At 66.4% G+C, this 16,687-nt stretch carries 15 protein-coding genes; 8 read left to right on the top strand and 7 right to left on the bottom strand.

All coding sequences use genetic code 11. From position 1 onward, the window contains the following. Window positions 1–134 precede the first annotated feature (134 nt). Window positions 135–1,235: a pyridoxal phosphate-dependent aminotransferase gene (locus tag CK219_RS26635; protein WP_095769620.1), complete on the top strand. Its 1,101-nt coding sequence runs from the start codon at window positions 135–137 to the stop codon at window positions 1,233–1,235. Window positions 1,236–1,387: 152 nt separating this feature from the next. Then, complete coding sequence (locus tag CK219_RS26630) at window positions 1,388–2,629, top strand: MFS transporter (protein WP_176477165.1); 1,242 nt, start codon at window positions 1,388–1,390, stop codon at window positions 2,627–2,629. Between the two features lie 85 nt (window positions 2,630–2,714). Here CK219_RS26630 and CK219_RS26625 read toward each other — a convergent pair whose 3' ends face one another. Further along, window positions 2,715–2,945: a hypothetical protein gene (locus CK219_RS26625; protein ID WP_095769619.1), complete on the bottom strand. Its 231-nt coding sequence runs from the start codon at window positions 2,943–2,945 to the stop codon at window positions 2,715–2,717. 141 nt (window positions 2,946–3,086) lie between these two features. Here CK219_RS26625 and CK219_RS31440 point away from each other — a divergent pair, with 141 nt between their 5' ends. The 3 genes from CK219_RS31440 to CK219_RS26610 all read left to right on the top strand — a co-directional run bounded on the left by CK219_RS31440 (window position 3,087) and on the right by CK219_RS26610 (window position 7,941). Then, window positions 3,087–3,326 (top strand): hypothetical protein, encoded by a 240-nt coding sequence (locus CK219_RS31440; protein ID WP_141245407.1) that lies wholly within the window; start codon window positions 3,087–3,089, stop codon window positions 3,324–3,326. Between the two features lie 308 nt (window positions 3,327–3,634). Further along, window positions 3,635–4,741 carry an efflux RND transporter periplasmic adaptor subunit gene (locus CK219_RS26615; RefSeq protein WP_176477164.1) on the top strand — a complete coding sequence of 369 codons (1,107 nt, stop codon included), beginning with the start codon at window positions 3,635–3,637 and terminating at the stop codon, window positions 4,739–4,741. Further along, window positions 4,738–7,941, top strand: a complete 3,204-nt coding sequence (locus CK219_RS26610) for a multidrug efflux RND transporter permease subunit (protein ID WP_095769588.1) — start codon at window positions 4,738–4,740, stop codon at window positions 7,939–7,941. The genes CK219_RS26615 and CK219_RS26610 overlap by 4 nt, the downstream gene beginning before the upstream one ends. A gap of 125 nt (window positions 7,942–8,066) precedes the next feature. Here the strand turns inward: CK219_RS26610 and CK219_RS26605 are convergent, their stop codons facing one another. The 6 genes from CK219_RS26605 to hemC form a co-directional block, all read right to left on the bottom strand. Further along, entirely contained in the window at window positions 8,067–8,783 is a 717-nt protein-coding gene (locus CK219_RS26605) for a glutamine amidotransferase (protein ID WP_095769587.1), read from the bottom strand. 18 nt (window positions 8,784–8,801) lie between these two features. Continuing rightward, window positions 8,802–9,281, bottom strand: a complete 480-nt coding sequence (locus CK219_RS26600) for a TerB family tellurite resistance protein (protein WP_095769586.1) — start codon at window positions 9,279–9,281, stop codon at window positions 8,802–8,804. A 45-nt stretch (window positions 9,282–9,326) separates the two neighbouring features. Continuing rightward, the gene (locus CK219_RS26595) at window positions 9,327–10,904 is read right to left on the bottom strand and encodes a heme biosynthesis protein HemY (protein ID WP_095769585.1); all 1,578 of its coding nucleotides are present in this window, start codon (window positions 10,902–10,904) and stop codon (window positions 9,327–9,329) included. Between the two features lie 9 nt (window positions 10,905–10,913). After that, window positions 10,914–12,377 (bottom strand): mitofilin family membrane protein, encoded by a 1,464-nt coding sequence (locus tag CK219_RS26590; protein WP_095769584.1) that lies wholly within the window; start codon window positions 12,375–12,377, stop codon window positions 10,914–10,916. A 100-nt stretch (window positions 12,378–12,477) separates the two neighbouring features. Further along, the gene (locus CK219_RS26585) at window positions 12,478–13,191 is read right to left on the bottom strand and encodes a uroporphyrinogen-III synthase (protein WP_095769583.1); all 714 of its coding nucleotides are present in this window, start codon (window positions 13,189–13,191) and stop codon (window positions 12,478–12,480) included. Window position 13,192: 1 nt separating this feature from the next. After that, window positions 13,193–14,116, bottom strand: coding sequence for a hydroxymethylbilane synthase (gene hemC, locus CK219_RS26580; protein WP_095769582.1), 924 nt, complete (start codon window positions 14,114–14,116; stop codon window positions 13,193–13,195). Between the two features lie 103 nt (window positions 14,117–14,219). On the opposite strand from hemC, the gene tsaD reads away from it, so the two are divergent. From tsaD to CK219_RS26565, 3 genes are read left to right on the top strand one after another with little or no spacing between them, the layout of a single operon-like run. Further along, window positions 14,220–15,305, top strand: coding sequence for a tRNA (adenosine(37)-N6)-threonylcarbamoyltransferase complex transferase subunit TsaD (tsaD, locus tag CK219_RS26575; protein WP_176477163.1), 1,086 nt, complete (start codon window positions 14,220–14,222; stop codon window positions 15,303–15,305). Further along, on the top strand, window positions 15,302–16,303 hold the full coding sequence (locus CK219_RS26570; RefSeq protein WP_095769581.1) for an NAD(P)H-dependent glycerol-3-phosphate dehydrogenase: 1,002 nt from the start codon (window positions 15,302–15,304) through the stop codon (window positions 16,301–16,303). Before tsaD ends, CK219_RS26570 begins: the two co-directional genes overlap by 4 nt. Window positions 16,304–16,318: 15 nt before the next feature. Beyond that, on the top strand, window positions 16,319–16,615 hold the full coding sequence (locus tag CK219_RS26565) for a YciI-like protein (RefSeq protein WP_095769580.1): 297 nt from the start codon (window positions 16,319–16,321) through the stop codon (window positions 16,613–16,615). Window positions 16,616–16,687 lie beyond the last annotated feature (72 nt).

Here is a 16,687-nt window from a genome sequence, read left to right as displayed (position 1 = left end):
TCAGCCTTGGCAGGCTTCCTGCTTTTATGGCTTGGATACCGTTCCACCAGGCAATTCCAGGAAAGCCGTACGGAATTGCGTCAAAACAGGACGCGCGGTCTGTTTAAAAGGATGAACCGCTTGGGGACATGGCCATGAACTACACCAGGATGGTGATCGAGAAAGAAGCGCCGGAGGAATACGGCTACGAGCGCATCCGCTACAACCTTTCCGAAAGCTCGATCGCAGACCAGAAACTCTCCGACATCGGTCTCGCGCTGCCGGACCTCACGCTGTTTTATGGCGAGCACCGCGGCGACAGGGAACTGCGGGCGCTTATCGCCGGGCAGGACAGCGGTCTTTCCCCCGATGATGTGCTGGTGACCGCTGGCGCGGCCGGCGCGCTGTTCATCATCGCCACGTCGCTTCTGTCGGCCGGCGACCATCTCGTGGTCGTGCGGCCGAACTACGCCACCAACATCGAGACACCGAAGGCGATCGGCTGCGCCATCTCCTACATCGATCTCGATTTCGACGAGGGCTTTGCCATCGACATCGACCGTGTGAAGGCAGAGCTGCGGCCGAACACCAGGCTGATCAGCGTCACCTGCCCGCACAACCCGACCGGCACGATGATGACACGCGCCGATCTCGACGCGCTGATTACGCTTGCCGAAAGCCGCAAATGCCGCCTGCTGGTCGACGAGACCTATCGCGACCTCTCCTATGGCGCCCGGCTGCCGTCGGCGGCCTCGCTCAGCTCCGCCGCCATCAGCGTCTGCTCGTTGTCGAAGGCCTTCGGCATTCCGGGCATCCGCATCGGCTGGCTGATGACCCGCGATCCGCAATTGCAGGAGACCTTCCTCGCCGCCAAGGAGCAGATCGGCATCTGCGGCAGCGTCATCGACGAGGCGATCGCCCGCGCCACGCTCGAACGCCGTGATACCTTCCTCGCCTCGCTGCTCCCCGAAATGGCCAGGCGCCGCGACGTCGTGCAGGACTGGATCGACGGCGAGCCACTGGTCGACTGGGTGCGGCCGCAAGGCGGCGTCGTCGGTTTCCCACGGCTCAACGTCGATGCGGGCTTCGACCTTGACCGCTTCTACACCAGGCTGCTGGCGGAATACGGCACCTATGTCGGCCCCGGCCATTGGTTCGAGATGCCGAAGCGTTTCTTCCGCCTCGGTTTCGGCTGGCCGAAAGAGGCGGAGTTGCGCGGCGGGCTGGAAGCCATCTCGGCTGCTTTGAGAGGCTGAACGCCCCATCACCAGAGCAGGGAATTTCGATTTTCTTAGATCCAGCGGATTTTTTACGCGCATGGCAAGACGAACTGGGCTAAAGGGTTGCGGCCGGACCAGCGCCCACCGTGGAAGTGCCCCGCCGGCCATTGTCGCAAAGGGGCCCTCGAATCATGACCGTCGAAGCAACGTCACCAGACCAGCGCTACGCCGCGTTCCGGCACCGCCCGTTCCTCAGCTACTGGACGGCGCGCTTCCTCACCACCTTCGCCACCATGATCGTCTCGGTCGCCGTCGGCTGGCAGGTCTATGACCTGACCCGCAATCCGTTCGACCTCGGCATTGTCGGCATCGTCCAGTTCCTGCCTTCGCTGCTCCTGGTCCTGGTTACCGGCGTCGTCGCCGACCGCTTCGGCCGCCGCCTGATCATGACGCTGGCGACCTTGGTCGAGGCCGGCTGCGCCTTGGCCCTGCTGCTTCTGACGCTGCGCGGCCTGACCGGCCCGCTGCCGATCTTCCTCGTGCTGGTCATGTTCGGCATAGCCCGCGCCTTCTACGGCCCGGCCTCGTCCTCGCTGTTCGCCAATCTGGTGCCGCAGGAGGATTTCGCCAACGCGATCGCCTGGAATTCGTCGGCCTGGCAGACGGCGACCATCGTCGGCCCGGTCGCCGGCGGCCTGCTCTACGGCGTGTCCGCGGAAGTCGCCTACGCCACCGCCGCAGTCCTGATGCTCGCTGCCGGGCTGCTGATCTTCACCATCCCGAAGCCCGCCCAGCAGACGGCCACCGACAAGCCGACGATGCAGACGCTGTTTGCCGGCTTCGGCTATATCTGGGGCGAGAAGATCGTGCTCGGCGCGATCTCGCTCGACCTGTTCGCCGTGCTCCTGTCGGGCGCCTCGGCGCTGCTGCCGGTCTATGCGCGCGATATCCTCGAGCTCGGCCCTTGGGGTCTCGGCCTGCTGCGCTCGGCACCCGGCATCGGCGCCATCTGCGTCGCCGTCTGGCTTGCTGGCCACCCGATCCGCAACCACGCCGGCAAGATCATGCTGGGCTTCGTTGCTTTGTTCGGCGCATTCACCGTGCTGTTCGGCATCTCGACCATCACCTGGCTGTCGATCGCGGCGCTCGCTTTGCTCGGCGCCGCCGACATGTTTAGCGTCTATATCCGCGAGACGCTGATCCAGCTCTGGACGCCGGACGAGGTGCGCGGCCGCGTCAACGCCGTCAACCAGGTCTTCGTCGGCGCCTCCAACGAGGTCGGTGAATTCCGTGCCGGCACCATGGCGGCGCTGATCGGCACGGTTCCCGCAGTGGTGATCGGCGGCATCGGCGCCATCGCCGTCGCCGGCCTGTGGGCCTATTTGTTCCCGGCGCTGCGGCAGGTGCGGCATCTCAACAGCCGGAACTGATTGCGTTCTTGATCCAAGCCGCTGGATCCGAGTTCAGGCCAATCTCACCGCGCCGTCGCCCAGCGAGGCAGGGGCGCGAGCAAATCTACTCCGAAAAGCTCACGCTGACGCCCCGCTGCCGAAAATAGGCCTGCATCAACTTGCGGCCGGCGCGGTTGTTCTGCACCAGCCTGGCCGGATCGAACACCGCCTGTTTCTTCCCCTCCCGCGCCAGCGCTGCCTTGAGTGCCGCGATATGCGCATCGAGGTCGGCATTGTCCGCTCGGAGTGAGGCATAGATATTTTCGGTCGCCTCGGCCAAGGTCAGTTCGCTCACAGTGTCGTCCTCTTGATTGGTCGGGCGGCGCCTTAGCACAGATTCGCGGCTCCGCCGATAGCGGCCAGACCGGCGATGCACAGCGCCGGCGGGGAAAGCCGATGCATTCGCCAGCGCCTCGGAGCTAGCAACGACACGTATTTGGACGGCTGCGCCGCGCCGCGCTACTCAAGCGCGGTCGTGCGGATGATTTCAGCGATCTCCGGGCTGCTGCTGCACAGCATGTGGAAATCCGACGAAAGCAGCGACAGGAGTGAAACCGCTGTTGCAGCGCTGACGGTCGCCATACGCTCTCGCTGCGATGCGCATCATCACCAAACGGTGAACTCCGATGTCCGGGATTGCTTGGTGACCGGACGCCAGGGCGAGCACGAACTTTGACTCGTGGCGTGAAGTGGCCGTCGCGTCTGTATGATCGATGTCGGCCTTGCCGGATGGCGATGGGCAGCCACGGGGTGGACATTTCAGCCCGCATGGAAAATGATCATGTTGCTGTGCACAACGCTGCAGTCTGATCTCCACTAGAAGCCTGAGCGTGAAGCGGATCAATCGACCTCCGGGTCCAGCGAGCGGGGACGCAAATGGACACCACAGGGAATGGGCAATTGCATCGCGACGCGGGCGGGCGACCCCGTCGATCGGCCAACTGGCTTGCCCGCGCCGCCGTGTCGGCGGCATTCCTGCTCGGCATGGCTTTCGGCAGCGCTGCGTTGGCGCAGGACCAGCAGCTACCAGCGGTGACGGCGGCCAAGCCGGTGGTGCGTGATATCGTCGAAGACGACGAGTTCGTCGGGCGCTTCGAAGCCGTCGACCAGGTCGCCATCCGTTCGCGCGTCAGCGGCTATCTGGACAAGGTCAGCTTCCAGGACGGCTCGCTGGTCAACAAGGGCGACCTGCTCTTCACCATCGACCAGCGTCCGTACCAGGCCGCTTATGATGCCGCCAAATCGCAAGTGGACGTCGCCAAGTCACTGCTCGAATTCACCAAGATGCAGCTGGATCGCGCCAACGAGCTTGCCAAGACCGGCAACATCTCGCCCGCCACGGTCGACGACCGCCGGCGGGAATACCTTGCGGCGCAGGCGCAGATGCAGGGCGCGACGGCTGCGCTGACGACGGCCAGCCTGAACATGGAATTCACCGAGATCAAGGCGCCTTTATCCGGCCGCATCGACCGCCGGCTGGTGTCGGTCGGCAACCTCGTGCAGCCGGATTCCACCTTGCTGACGACCATCGTCACGCGCGACCCGATCGACTTCTATTTCGACGTCGATGAGCGCCTGTATTTCAGCTACGCCCGCGACGCGAAGGCGCGCGGCGGCAGCATGCAGGAAGGCGCCAGCGGGCTCGATGTGGAGGTTCATGTCGCCGACCGCGCGGAGGCGGCGTTCAAAGGCAAGCTCGATTTTGCCGAGAACCGGATCGACAACGCGACCGGCACCATGCGGGTGCGTGCGAAGTTTGCCAACCCCGACGGCATTCTCCAGCCAGGCATGTTCGGGCGCATCAACGTGCCGGGGTCGCTGCCGCATAGCGGCGTGCTGGTGCCCGACGACGCGATCGGCGCCGATCAGGATCGACGCATCGTCTTCCTGGTGGATGAGGCCGGGATGGTGTCGGCGAAGCCCGTGCGCACCGGCCCGCTTCTCGACGGCTACCGGGTGATCCGCTCGGGCCTGACCGGCGGCGAGACGATCATCGTCAAAGGGCTGATGCACGCCAGGCCTGGCACCAAAGTGAAGGCCGAGATGGTGACGTTGCCGCCCAAGGCCGACACCGCCGGGTTGCAGCAATGAGGTTCGCACATTTCTTCGTCGACCGCCCCATCTTCGCATCGGTCGTTTCGATCGTCCTGCTGATCCTCGGCGGGATTGCTTATACCCAGCTGCCGGTCGCGCAATATCCCGAGATCGCGCCGCCGACCATCGTCGTTCGCGCGCAGTATCCGGGCGCCGACGCCCAGACGGTCGCAGCGACGGTGGCAACACCGATCGAGCAGGAGATCAACGGCGTCGAGGGCATGCTCTACATGTCGTCCTATTCGTCGGGCGACGGGTCGATGGCGCTGACCATCACCTTCAAGCTGGGCACCGATCTCGACAAGGCGCAGGTGCTTGTGCAGAACCGCGTGTCGGTCGCCGAGCCGCGCCTGCCCGAAGAAGTCCGCCGCCTCGGCATCACCACCACCAAGAGCTCGCCCGACCTGATGATGGTCGTGCACATGCTGTCGCCCGACAATACCTACGACCAGCTCTACGTCTCGAACTACGCCCGCTCGCGGGTGCGCGACATACTGCTCAGGTTAGACGGCGTCGGCGACCTCATCATCTTCGGCGAACGCGAATATTCGCTGCGCATCTGGCTTGATCCGGAAAAACTGTCCGCCCTGGGGATGACCTCAGGCGATGTGGTGCAGGCGCTGCGCGACCAGAACGTCCAAGTGTCGGGCGGCTCGATCGGCGCGCCGCCGACCGGCACCGGCACGGCGTTCCAGTACACGGTCACCACGCAAGGCCGCTTCAACGACGCCCGCGACTTCCGATACGTGATCGTCAAATCGACCGACGACGGCCGCCTGATCTCGCTGCAGGACGTTGCGCGCATCGAGCTCGGAGCCAAGGATTACGTGACCAACTCCTATCTCAACGGCAAACCGGCGGTGGCGCTCGCCATCTTCCAGCGGCCGGGCACCAATGCGCTCGCCGCGGCCGCGGAGATCCAGGACAAGATGAAGGAGCTTTCCCGCGACTTCCCGAACGGGTTGAGCTACGAAATCGTCTACAATCCGACAGAATTCGTCGCCGAGTCGATCCACGAGGTCTACAAGACGATCCTCGAGGCGATGTTGCTGGTCATCATCGTCATCATCGTCTTCCTGCAGTCGTGGCGCATGGCGATCGTGCCGATCGTGGCGATCCCCGTGTCGCTGATCGGCACGCTGGCTGTGCTTTACGCCGCCGGCTTCTCGCTCAACATGCTGACGCTGTTCGGGCTCGTTCTGGCGATCGGCATCGTCGTCGACGATGCGATCGTCGTGGTCGAGAACGTCGAGCGCAATATCGCCAGTGGGCTCGCGCCCAATCCGGCGTCGCACCTGACCATGAACGAAGTCGGAACGGCCATTATCGCGATCTCGCTGGTGCTGATAGCCGTCTTCGTGCCGACAGCCTTCATCCCCGGCATTTCCGGGCAATTCTACCTGCAGTTTGCGATCACCATCGCGGTGTCGACGGCGATCTCGGCATTCAATTCGCTGACGCTTTCGCCGGCGCTGGCCGCACTGCTGTTCAAGTCGCACCGCGCCGCGGCGGCGCCGCCTCGCTTTTTCCTGGCGCGGTTCGGACGGGCGCTCGCCGACGGGTTCAATCGCGGCTTCGACAGGGTCGCCCATTGGTATTCGAGCATCATCCGCGTGCTGGTCGGCTCGTGGATAACGATCGCCGCCATGCTGGCCGTTTTCGCGGGCCTGATCTCCGCCACGGTCTACATGGCGCAGGCCGTGCCGCGCGGTTTCATCCCATCGCTCGACCAGGGCTATGCGATCGTCGTGGTCCAGTTGCCCGACGGCGCCTCGCTGTCGAGGACCGATGCGGTCATCCAGCAGGCGTCGCAGATCATCCAGAAAACGCCAGGCGTCGACTACGCGGTCGCCTTCGCCGGCTTCTCCGGCGCGACCTTCACCAACGCCAGCAACCAGGGCGTGATCTTCGCCAGGTTCAAGCCGTTTGACGAGCGGCTGAAAGCCGGCCAGTCGGCGACCAAGGTCATCGGCAATCTGTTCGGCAGCCTGCAAAGCATCAAGGAAGCCTTCATTATCGCACTGCCGCCGCCGCCGATCCGCGGCGTCGGCAATGCCGGCGGCTTCAAGCTGCAGATCCAGGAGCGCAACAGCGCCGACATGCGGCAGATCCTGGCGCTTGCCTACGAAATCGCCGGCAAGGCCAATAAGACGCCGGGGCTGACAGGCGTGTTCACCACGTTCTCCGCGTCGAGCCCGCAATTCTTCCTGGCGATCGATCGCGACAAGGCGCGCATCCTGAACGTGCCGATCCCCAACATCTTCGAGACACTGTCGATCAATCTGGGCACCGCCTACGTCAACGACTTCAACGCTTTCGGGCGCGTCTACCAGGTGCGGGCGCAGGCCGACCAGGCGTTCCGCCTCGATCGCTCCGACATCTTGAAATTGAAGGTTCGCTCGGCGACCGGCGCGCTGGTTCCGCTCGGCACGTTGATCGAGATCCGCGACGTCACCGGCCCGGCGCTGGTCCAGCGCTACAACATGTACGTCTCGGTGCCGCTGCAGGGCAACGCCGCGCCTGGCGTCTCCACGGGCGACGCGCTGGCATTGATGGAAGGGATCACGGCAAAGACATTGCCGGCCGGTACCTCCTATGAATGGACCGAGCTTGCCTATCAGGAGCGCAACACCGGCAATGCCGCCGTCTATATCTTCGGACTGTCGGTGCTGTTCGTGTTCCTGGCGCTGGCGGCGCAATATGAAAGCTGGGTGTTGCCATTCGCCATTGTGCTGGTGGTGCCGCTCGGCGTGCTCGCGGCGTTGCTTGGCGTGACTTTCCGAGGGCTGGACAACAACATTCTCGTGCAGATCGGCCTCATCGTGCTGATCGGGCTTGCCGCCAAGAACGCGATCCTGATCGTCGAATTCGCGCGGCAGGCGCAGGAACGCGGCCTGTCGGCCGCCGAGGCCGCCGTCGAAGCCTGCCGGCTCAGGCTGCGGCCGATCCTGATGACCGCCTTCGCGTTCATCCTCGGCGTCGTGCCGCTGATGATCGCAACGGGCCCGGGCGCAGAAATGCGCCAGTCGCTCGGCACCGCGGTGTTCTCCGGCATGCTCGGGGTCACCTTCGTCGGCCTATTCCTGACGCCGGTGTTCTACGTCACGCTCAGGTCGCTGTTTTCACGGCGCAAGCCCCGTGCCGAAGCCGAGCCTTCGGGGCCGGCAGAGGCGCCGTCGGAGACGGCCGCCGAGTAGGGTTACGGATTCGCCGCGTCGGGCGCAGAAAATTGGCGCGGCGAGGCAACGATCTGCGCGACCTCGGCAGGTGCGGCGCAGATGCTGGTCGGTCTGATCCAGTCCAACAGCCGCATCAGTTTGCCCTACCCCACAGCCGGCCGCCCAAAAATCAGCCCCAAAAACTCGCCCAGCCAGCGCTTGAGGTGCATGTCCCAGATCAGCCGGCCGCCGAGATGGTCGCGGCCGGGCTGGGCGCCGGGCAGTTCGAAGCGATGCGCGCCGCGCACCACCCAGCGCTGCATCATCATCCTTGTCAGCTCGCCATGGAACTGGATGCCCCAGGCATTCTCGCCATAACGAAACGCCTGGTTGGGATAGGTTTCCGCGGTCGCCAGCAGCGTCGCTTCCTTCGGCAGCGAAAAGCCTTCACGGTGGAACTGATAGACCATTTCCGGCCAGTGCAGCAGTTTCTTGCCGGCCTCGGTCGCCTTCAGCGGATACCAGCCGATCTCGACCAGGCCTTCGCCGTGGCCCTCGACCTTGCCGCCGAGATGGTTGGCGAGCATCTGGGCGCCAAGGCAGATGCCGAGGAACGGCCGGTTCTCCTTCAGCGGGATTTCCAGCCAATCGGTCTCGCGGCGGACGAACTCGTCCTCGTCATTGGCACTCATCGGGCCGCCGAAGATAACCGCGCCGGCATGACCGTCCAGCGTGCACGGCAATTCGTCGCCCAATGGCGGCCGGCGGATGTCGAGGTCGAAGCCTTCTTCCAGGAGCATGTGGCCGACGCGGCCGGGGCTCGAAGTCTCCTGATGCAGCACGATCAGGATTTTTGGTCTCGGCCTCGATCTGGGTGGCATGGAAGGCGAAGGATCCTGCTATTCGTCGCTCGATTCGCCCCGCGCGCCGGGCACCTCGGCTGCCGCCTTGCGGCGCGCCTCGATGCGGTCGAGACGCTCGACGCCGATCAGCTCGGCGACCCGCCAGACTGTGTTGTCCTCGAGTTCGTCAAGCTCGCCATCGGCATAGACGATTTCCCACATCAGGCCGATGAAGGCCTTGCGCGCCTCGGGGTCGAGGTGGCGCTTCAAGACGCTGGTGAAGGCGTAGAGGTCGATCGCCTCGTTGTCGGCGCGCTCGCCGGCCGCCGCCAGCGCATCGAGTTCCTTGCCGCTCACCGAATAGGTCTCGGCCAGGATCTGCTTGAACCGTTCCCACTCGACGTCCTGGCGCACGCCGTCGGCGTTCATCACATGATAGAGCAGCGCCGAAGCCGCGACGCGCGGATCGTCGGCGCTCGGCTTGGCCTCGCCAGCAGCCGGCAGATCCCTCAGGAAGGACAATACGCGCTCGAACATCGATGTTTTTTCCCTGCCCAACAAACCCGGTCCCAGAACACAGCCTCAGAACAAACGAAAGCGGCGCGGCGATTTTTCCGCTTCTTCTTCCGGCGTGACGCCAGGGTCATCCGGCAGAGGCGGCAGCTCCGGACCGGGCTCGCCGATTTCAGCCTCGCTGACGGCTTCCGCAACGGACGCTTGCTTCTCGCCGCCGTTTGAAGGCACCGGCGCCGGCTTCTCGGCCGGAGCATCGGCGACGATGTCGATCGCCTTTTCGGCGACAGGCTGGACAGGCGGCGCAGCGGTGATCGCCGGTACGGCGACATCCGCGTCGCTGTCGATCAGCTGGCCAAGCCGCTCCATCGGCGCCCGCCAGGTGAAGGCATCGAGCTTGCCGGTGACCGGCGACACCGGCGCCCAGCGCTCGGAGATGACGCCGTCCGCCACCCAGGCCGGATCGCGCGGCGCGCGCACGGCCTTCGACAGCAGCTGCCGCACCTTGCCCTGGTCGCCGGTCTCGGCCTCCTCGATATCGGCGAGCAGAAGATATGCGCCCTCGCGACGATCCATGCGGATCGCGGCCTCCGCCTCGCGCCGCGCCGTGGCGAAATCCTGAGCATTGAGCGCTGCGCGCGCCACGGCCATCGACGACTCGGGATGATTCCTCTTCAATTCCTGCAGCTTCTTCGCGCGGTTCAGACGATCGAGCACGGCGTCGCCCGGCCTGGCATGGGTGTAGAGCTCGGCGATGTCGGGATGCGGCTCGGCCTTCCAGGCGGCCTCCAGGATCTTGGAGCCCTTGCGCACGTCGTTTTGCCGGATGACCAGATCGGCGGCGATCACCGCCGCCGGCGCGAAATCCGGCGCCAGCTTGTTGGCTTCGAGCGCCGCGGTGCGGGCCGCGTTGGGATCGCTGTCGACCAGCGCCTGCGCCTTGGCGGTGAGCAGCACGGCGCGGCGGCGATTGGCGGCGTCGCGCTCGATCTGCCTGGTCGATTTCTGCGCCTCGACCAGCTTCAGCGCGCCGTCCCAGTCGCCGCGTTCGGTAAGTTCCTCCAGCGTCGATTCCGCCGCCCAGGCAAGCTGCGGCGCCACCGCCGCCGCGCGGCCGGCATAGTGGCGCGCGGCATTGCGGTCGCCGAGGCGCTCGGCCTCGAGATAGAGCCCGCGCAGCCCGAGCAGCCGCATCTCGGGATCGTCGAGCATCCGCTCGAATTTCTCCCGCGCGCCTTTATGGTCGCCTTCGAGCAGCGAGGCCTGGGCGTCGAGCAGGTTGATCAGCGGCTCCTGGTCGGAGCTGATCAGCTTGGCCGCCTCCTTGGTTTTCTTGCGCGCCAGCGCGCCGTCGCCGGCGCCGGCGGCGATCATGCCCGTCGACAGCGCCTGATAGCCGCGGTCGCGGCGGCGCACACGGAAATAGCGCGAGATCGTGTAGGGGCTGTTCCACAGCGACTTGATCAGCCACCAGACGATCATCACCGCCGCCACAACAGCGACGATCGCCACCGCCGCCACCATCAGCGTGACCTGGTACTGGTAGCCGTTGAAGGTGACGAGCATCTCGCCCGGGCGGTCTGCCAGCCAGGCAAAACCCAGCCCGAGCGCGAAGACGACGGCGAGGAAGACGAGGATGCGGATCATCTTGTCTCCTTAAGCCTTCGTCGCGCCGGCAATCAGCGCTTCGAGCTGCTTTTCGACCTCCAGCCGTGCCTTCAGTTTGCCGGCAAAATCGGCGCCGGCCGCCTTTGCCGCGTCCGGCAGCGCGTCATATTCGCTGAGCGCCTTGGCGTAATCGCCCTGGTTGACCGCCACTTCCATGCGCGCGACGGTTTCCGGCACGCCCTTGCCCTCGACCGCGCCGACCGGCCGCACCTTGACCAGCGATTCAGCGCTCGACACCAGGCTCTGGAAGAAGCCGGCATTCTGGTCGACCGGCTTTGCCGCCTCGACCATGGCGTTGGCGGCGGCATCGGCCTCCGCAGCGATGGTGGCGCGGGTCGGCACGCCCTTTTCGGCATAGGAGCGCAGCGCCGCGAGCTCGGGCGCGTCCGGCGCGATCGCGGCGAACGTGTCGAGTTCGGTCGCGAACGGCGCGCCGCGATCGAGCGCCGACTTCAGCGCCGAGGCGGCGATCGCCAGCGCAATCTTGGGTTGCGAGGCTTGCGCCTCCACCTTGCCGGAGAGCTGCGATACGGACTGCTCCAGCGCCGCCACCCTGCCGTCCTCGGCCTTGGCCGCGTCGCCGGCCGATTTCACCAGCGCGTCGAGCCCGGCGATCTTCTCGTTGAGCGGACCGAGATCGGCGGGTGCCGCATTGCCGTTCTTCTGCAGCTCGGCGATGGTTGTCTCGATCTGGCCAACCTTGTCGCCGAGCGCCTTGAGCGCAGCGCCGTCGCCGCCTTGTCCGGCCGACGATTTCAGCGCCGCGACATCGGCCTTGACCTGATCGAGCGCCGAGGACAGGCCGTCGACCTTGGCCGAGGTGCCGCCGCTTTCCTTCAGCGCCGCAATCTCGCTTTTCAGCGAAGCGATCTCGCCGTTGACGCTATCGAGCGACTCCCCGCCCGGTCCCGACGAGCCGAGCAGGCCGACCGCTTGCAGCAGGCCGGCGCCGGCAAGCGCGATCACGCCGCCGACGACGCCCGCAGCGATGGCGTTGACGCCGGTTCTGCGCGGCGGCTGCGGCACGCGACCCTCGCCCCATGTCTCACTTCGTGTCTCGCTTGCCTTCGATGCCGAGGCGCCAAGCGCGGATGCGTCCTCGAAATTGTAATCGAAGCCCTTGGGCTGGCTCTTCGGCGCATCAGACGCGCCGGGATACGGCGCCTCCGGCTCGTCCTTGCCGGCCTCTGATTTATCGGCTGCAGCCTGCGCGGCGTCGCTATGCTCCCACGGCTCGATATCGGCCTGCTCGGCATGGATCGGCTCTTCCGGCGGCTCCGGCTGCGAAGCAGCGGCGGCCTCTTCTGCCTTCGCCTCGTCGGTCTGCGCGGCACTGGCCTCGGCCTTGGCGGCATCCTCGTCAGTGATTCGCGAGACGGCGCCGGGCTCGAGTTCGATGGTCACCGGCTCGCGCCGGGTCTTCGAATGTCGCATCTTCGGCGTCTTGACCATGCTTTGGGCTCCGCGAACTGGCTTGAGGATGGTTCAAAGGGTCCAGGGGATGCTCTAGCACATCACCAAGCGGTGAAAAGGGGCGGTGTGATGACGCGGCTCAGCCGGGCAGCGACAAAAGCGCCAGCAGCTGCTCTTCCTCGGGCTTGGACGCGATGCGGACCCTGTCACCGGCAACCCCGTCCAGCGGCTCGGCGACACGCGCCGAGAGCGCCAGGAATTCCGTTCTTTCAAAGAGATGCCGCAAGGCCGGCCGCGCAATCAGGCTGGCCAGCGCGGCGCCGGCCTTGGCCGAATAAAGCAGCGCCGCGTCGACCGGCCGGCCCGACAGGTGGGCGACCACATCGGCATCGCCATAGTCGACAGCTGTCGTGTCGTAGGTCTCGATCGCCTGGACGTGCACGCCAGCCGCCGCCAACCGCTGCTCGAACGCAGGCAAGCGGACGCGGCCGCACAGATAGACGATTGCCCTGCCGGCAAGGCCGCCGGCGATGGCATCGGTCAGCGCCTCGGCGTCGCCCGGACCTTCCGTGACGGAGAGGAATCCCGCCGCGCGGCAGGCTTCCGCCGTCCGTTTGCCAACTGCGTGGCAAGGTAGGCGCGCAAGTGCCGCGATCAGCGCCTTCGGCGCATGCCGCACCGCATTGGCGCTGGTGACGACGACCGCGACGCCATCGGTGCCGATGCTCGCCTCGACCGGCAATGCGCTCGTCTCGGTCAGCGGCAGCAGGACAGGCTGAAATCCCAAGGCTTCGAGGCGCCGTGCCGTGCGCGACGCGCCAGGCTCCGGCCTCGTCACCAGGACGCGGACCATGTCAGGCCCAGCCGTCGAAGAATGTCACACCAGCCCTGGCGCGAACCGTGCGCGCCGCGTCCAGGCCGATCTCCGCCGCGTCGGCAGCTTCGCCTTCCAGCCGGACCTCATGCGATTCCGTGCCGTCGGGCGAGATGATCAGCCCGGCGAAGGACAGTTTTTCGCCCGACACCGTCGCATGGCCGGCTATCGGCGTGCGGCAGGAGCCGTCGAGCGCGGCGAGAAAGGCGCGCTCGCAGGTAAGCGCCTGGCCGGTCGGCACATGATGGATCGCCGCCAGCATTCTCTCGACATCGCGATCGCCGATGCGCGTTTCGATGCCGATCGCGCCTTGTCCCGGCGCCGGCGGAAAGGCTTCCAGCGGCATCAGGTCGGTGACGACATGCTCAAGTCCGAGGCGCTTCAATCCGGCATAGGCGAGGATGGTGCCCTCGGCGACGCCTTGGTCGAGCTTGCGGAGCCTGGTCTGCACATTGCCGCGGAAGATCACCACGTCGAGATCCGGCCGCATGCGGCGGATCAGCGCTTGACGGCGCAGGGATGACGATCCGACCGCGGCGCCATGCGGCAGGTCGGCGATCCGCTTCACGTTCTTGCCGATGAAGGCGTCGCGCGCGTCCTCGCGCGGCAGGAAGGTGACGAGCTCCAGCCCATCGGGCAGCACCGTCGGCATGTCCTTCGACGAATGCACGGCGATGTCGATGCGGCGCTCGAGCAGCGCTTCCTCGATTTCCTTGGTGAACAGGCCCTTGCCGCCGGCTTCCGACAGCGGCCGGTCCTGGATGCGGTCGCCGCTGGTCGAGATCGGCACCACCTCGAACGCCTCTTCGGGCAGGCCATGCGCCTGCATCAGCCGCGCCCGCGTCTCATGCGCCTGGGCCAATGCCAGCGGGCTGCCGCGTGTTCCGATTTTCAAAGTTTGCATGGCGCGCGGTCCGTGATAACCCCCGGGGCAGCTTGAGGTCTGCCGGGCCTTTTCCTAATTGGGAATGGCCGGTGATACAATCATAGAGGCCAGCGACCAATTGATCCGCGTTCTGGGCATTGAGACGAGCTGCGACGAGACGGCGGCCAGCGTTGTGGCGCTGGATGGCGTCGCCGCGCCCGAAATCCTGTCCAACGTGGTGCTCAGCCAGATCGAGGAGCATGCGGCCTTCGGCGGCGTCGTGCCGGAGATCGCCGCGCGCGCCCATGTCGAGGCGCTGGACGGCATCGTCGAGGCGGCGCTCGCCGATTCGGCGGTGTCGCTCGATGAGATCGACGCGATCGCCGCGACAGCAGGGCCGGGCCTGGTCGGCGGATTGATCGTCGGCCTGATGACGGCCAAGGCAATCGCCGCCGCCGCCAACAAGCCGCTGATCGCCATCAACCACCTCGAAGGCCACGCGCTGACGGCGCGGCTGACCGATGGCCTCGATTTTCCTTACCTTCTCCTGCTCGTTTCCGGCGGCCACACCCAGATCGTCGCGGTGCGCGGCGTGGGCGATTACCAGCGCTGGGCGACCACCATAGACGATGCGCTGGGCGAGGCCTTCGACAAGACCGCCAAGATGCTCGGCCTGCCCTATCCCGGCGGCCCGAATGTCGAGAAGGCGGCCGTCAGCGGCGATGCAAGCCGCTTTGCCTTCCCACGCCCGATGAAGGGCTCGGCGCAGCCCGATTTCTCCTTCTCCGGCCTGAAGACGGCGGTGCGCCAGGCGGCGAGCGCGATCGCGCCGCTAAGCGACCAGGACGTCGCCGACATCTGCGCCTCTTTCCAGGCCGCGGTGGCGGACGCGCTGGGCGATCGCGTCGGCCGCAGCCTTGCCCGGTTCCGCCAGGAATTCCCGGACCATGCAAAGCCGGCGCTGGTCGTTGCCGGCGGCGTCGCCGCCAACCGCACGATCAAGGCGACGCTCGAAGCGCTGTGTTTCGAGGCCGGCTTCGCATTCATCGCGCCGCCGCAGAAGCTTTGCACCGACAATGCGGCGATGATCGCCTGGGCCGGCATCGAGCGGCTGCGCGCCGGCGTCGCCGACGAAAACGCCGCCGATTTCGTGCCGCGCTCGCGCTGGCCGCTCGACAGTGTTTCCGCGCCCCTGGTCGGCTCGGGCCGGCGTGGTGCCAAGGCATGACCAAGAAAGGCACCAGCGGCTGGCGCGTTGCGGTGCTGGGAGGCGGCGCCTGGGGCACGGCGCTGGCGCTGGCCATGCTGCGCGCCGGCCATGATGTCCGGCTCTATGCGCGCGACACTGAGACCGTCGCCGCGATCGCCCGCGGCGAGAACCCGCGCTACCTGCCCAGCATCAGGATTGAGCCCGGCATCACGGCCACCAGCGACATTGCCGCGGCGCTTGACGGCGCCGACTGCGTGCTCGCCGTGACGCCGGCGCAGTCGCTGCGCGCCGTCCTTGCCAATGCCCGCAACCATGTGCCCCAGGGAGCGCCGGTGGTGCTCTGCGCCAAGGGCATCGAGCGCGATACCGGCGCGCTGCTCTCGGCGATCGTCGAGGAAAGCCTGCCGGGCAATCCGGTCGCGGCGCTTTCCGGCCCGAGCTTCGCCAGCGACGTCGCGCGCGGCCTGCCGACCGCCGTGGTGGTTGCCGCCCGCGATGCGGAATTGGCGGCCGAGCTTGCCGCGCGCTTCTCAGCGGAGAACCTGCGCTGCTATTCGAGCGACGACCTGATTGGCGTCGAGATCGGCGGCGCGCTGAAGAACGTCTTTGCCATTGCCGCCGGCGCCGTCACCGGCGCAGGTCTCGGCGCCAGCGCCCAGGCCGCCATGGTGACGCGCGGCTTCGTCGAATTGCGCCGCATCGGCGCCGCTTTCGGCGCCAGGCCGGAGACGCTGATGGGGCTTTCAGGCCTCGGCGACCTCTTGCTCACCTGCTCTTCCGCCCAGTCGCGCAACTTCGCCTATGGCTTGGCGCTCGGCCAGGGCAAGCCGCTTGCCGGCCTGCCGCTGGCCGAAGGCGTGCCGACGGCGGGGATTGCCGCCCGCATCGCTGCCGAGCGCGGCATCGAGGCGCCTATCATCTCGGCCGTCGCCGCCATCCTCGACGGCAAGGTGACGATCGGCCAGGCCGTGACCGCGCTGATGACGAGGCCGCTCAAAACCGAAACCGACATCTGACCATCGGAGCTGAAAATGCTGTTTGCGTTGATTTGCAAGGACAAGCCCGGCAGCCTGCAGCTGCGCGTCGACACGCGGCCGGCGCATGCTGCGTTCCTGGAAGGCCTGATCGCCGAAGGCAAGCTTGCCTTTGCAGGTCCCTTCCTCGACGCCGACGGCAAGCCGGACGGCAGCCTGGTGATGATCGAAGCGCCGGACATGGCTGGTGCCCAAGCCTTGGCCGCGGCCGATCCCTACGCCAAGGCCGGCCTGTTCGAAAGCGTGCAGATCCGTCCGTGGAACTGGGTTTTCCAGAAGCCTGCCGACGCCTGATCGTTCGCGGCTCTCGCCGCAACGGCGGCGAGAGAGTAAGCATAGACGGCAACGCCATGCGTGGCGGCAAAG

This window comes from Mesorhizobium sp. WSM4313, assembly GCF_002294725.1.
Lineage (GTDB): Bacteria > Pseudomonadota > Alphaproteobacteria > Rhizobiales > Rhizobiaceae > Mesorhizobium.
Note: the sequence above shows the minus strand (reverse complement) of the source record. Positions and strands in the feature narration are given on the sequence as shown.

Excerpts from the sequence above, each read along its gene's own strand:
- CK219_RS26565 (WP_095769580.1), top strand. The coding sequence starts at position 16,319 with ATGCTGTTTGCGTTGATTTGCAAGGACAAGCCCGGCAGCCTGCAGCTG.
- CK219_RS26585 (WP_095769583.1), bottom strand. The coding sequence starts at position 13,191 with ATGGTCCGCGTCCTGGTGACGAGGCCGGAGCCTGGCGCGTCGCGCACG.
- CK219_RS26605 (WP_095769587.1), bottom strand. The coding sequence starts at position 8,783 with ATGCCACCCAGATCGAGGCCGAGACCAAAAATCCTGATCGTGCTGCAT.
- CK219_RS26635 (WP_095769620.1), top strand. The coding sequence starts at position 135 with ATGAACTACACCAGGATGGTGATCGAGAAAGAAGCGCCGGAGGAATAC.
- CK219_RS26610 (WP_095769588.1), top strand. The coding sequence starts at position 4,738 with ATGAGGTTCGCACATTTCTTCGTCGACCGCCCCATCTTCGCATCGGTC.
- CK219_RS26570 (WP_095769581.1), top strand. The coding sequence starts at position 15,302 with ATGACCAAGAAAGGCACCAGCGGCTGGCGCGTTGCGGTGCTGGGAGGC.
- CK219_RS26600 (WP_095769586.1), bottom strand. The coding sequence starts at position 9,281 with ATGTTCGAGCGCGTATTGTCCTTCCTGAGGGATCTGCCGGCTGCTGGC.
- CK219_RS26615 (WP_176477164.1), top strand. The coding sequence starts at position 3,635 with ATGGCTTTCGGCAGCGCTGCGTTGGCGCAGGACCAGCAGCTACCAGCG.
- hemC (WP_095769582.1), bottom strand. The coding sequence starts at position 14,116 with ATGCAAACTTTGAAAATCGGAACACGCGGCAGCCCGCTGGCATTGGCC.
- CK219_RS26590 (WP_095769584.1), bottom strand. The coding sequence starts at position 12,377 with ATGGTCAAGACGCCGAAGATGCGACATTCGAAGACCCGGCGCGAGCCG.
- CK219_RS26595 (WP_095769585.1), bottom strand. The coding sequence starts at position 10,904 with ATGATCCGCATCCTCGTCTTCCTCGCCGTCGTCTTCGCGCTCGGGCTG.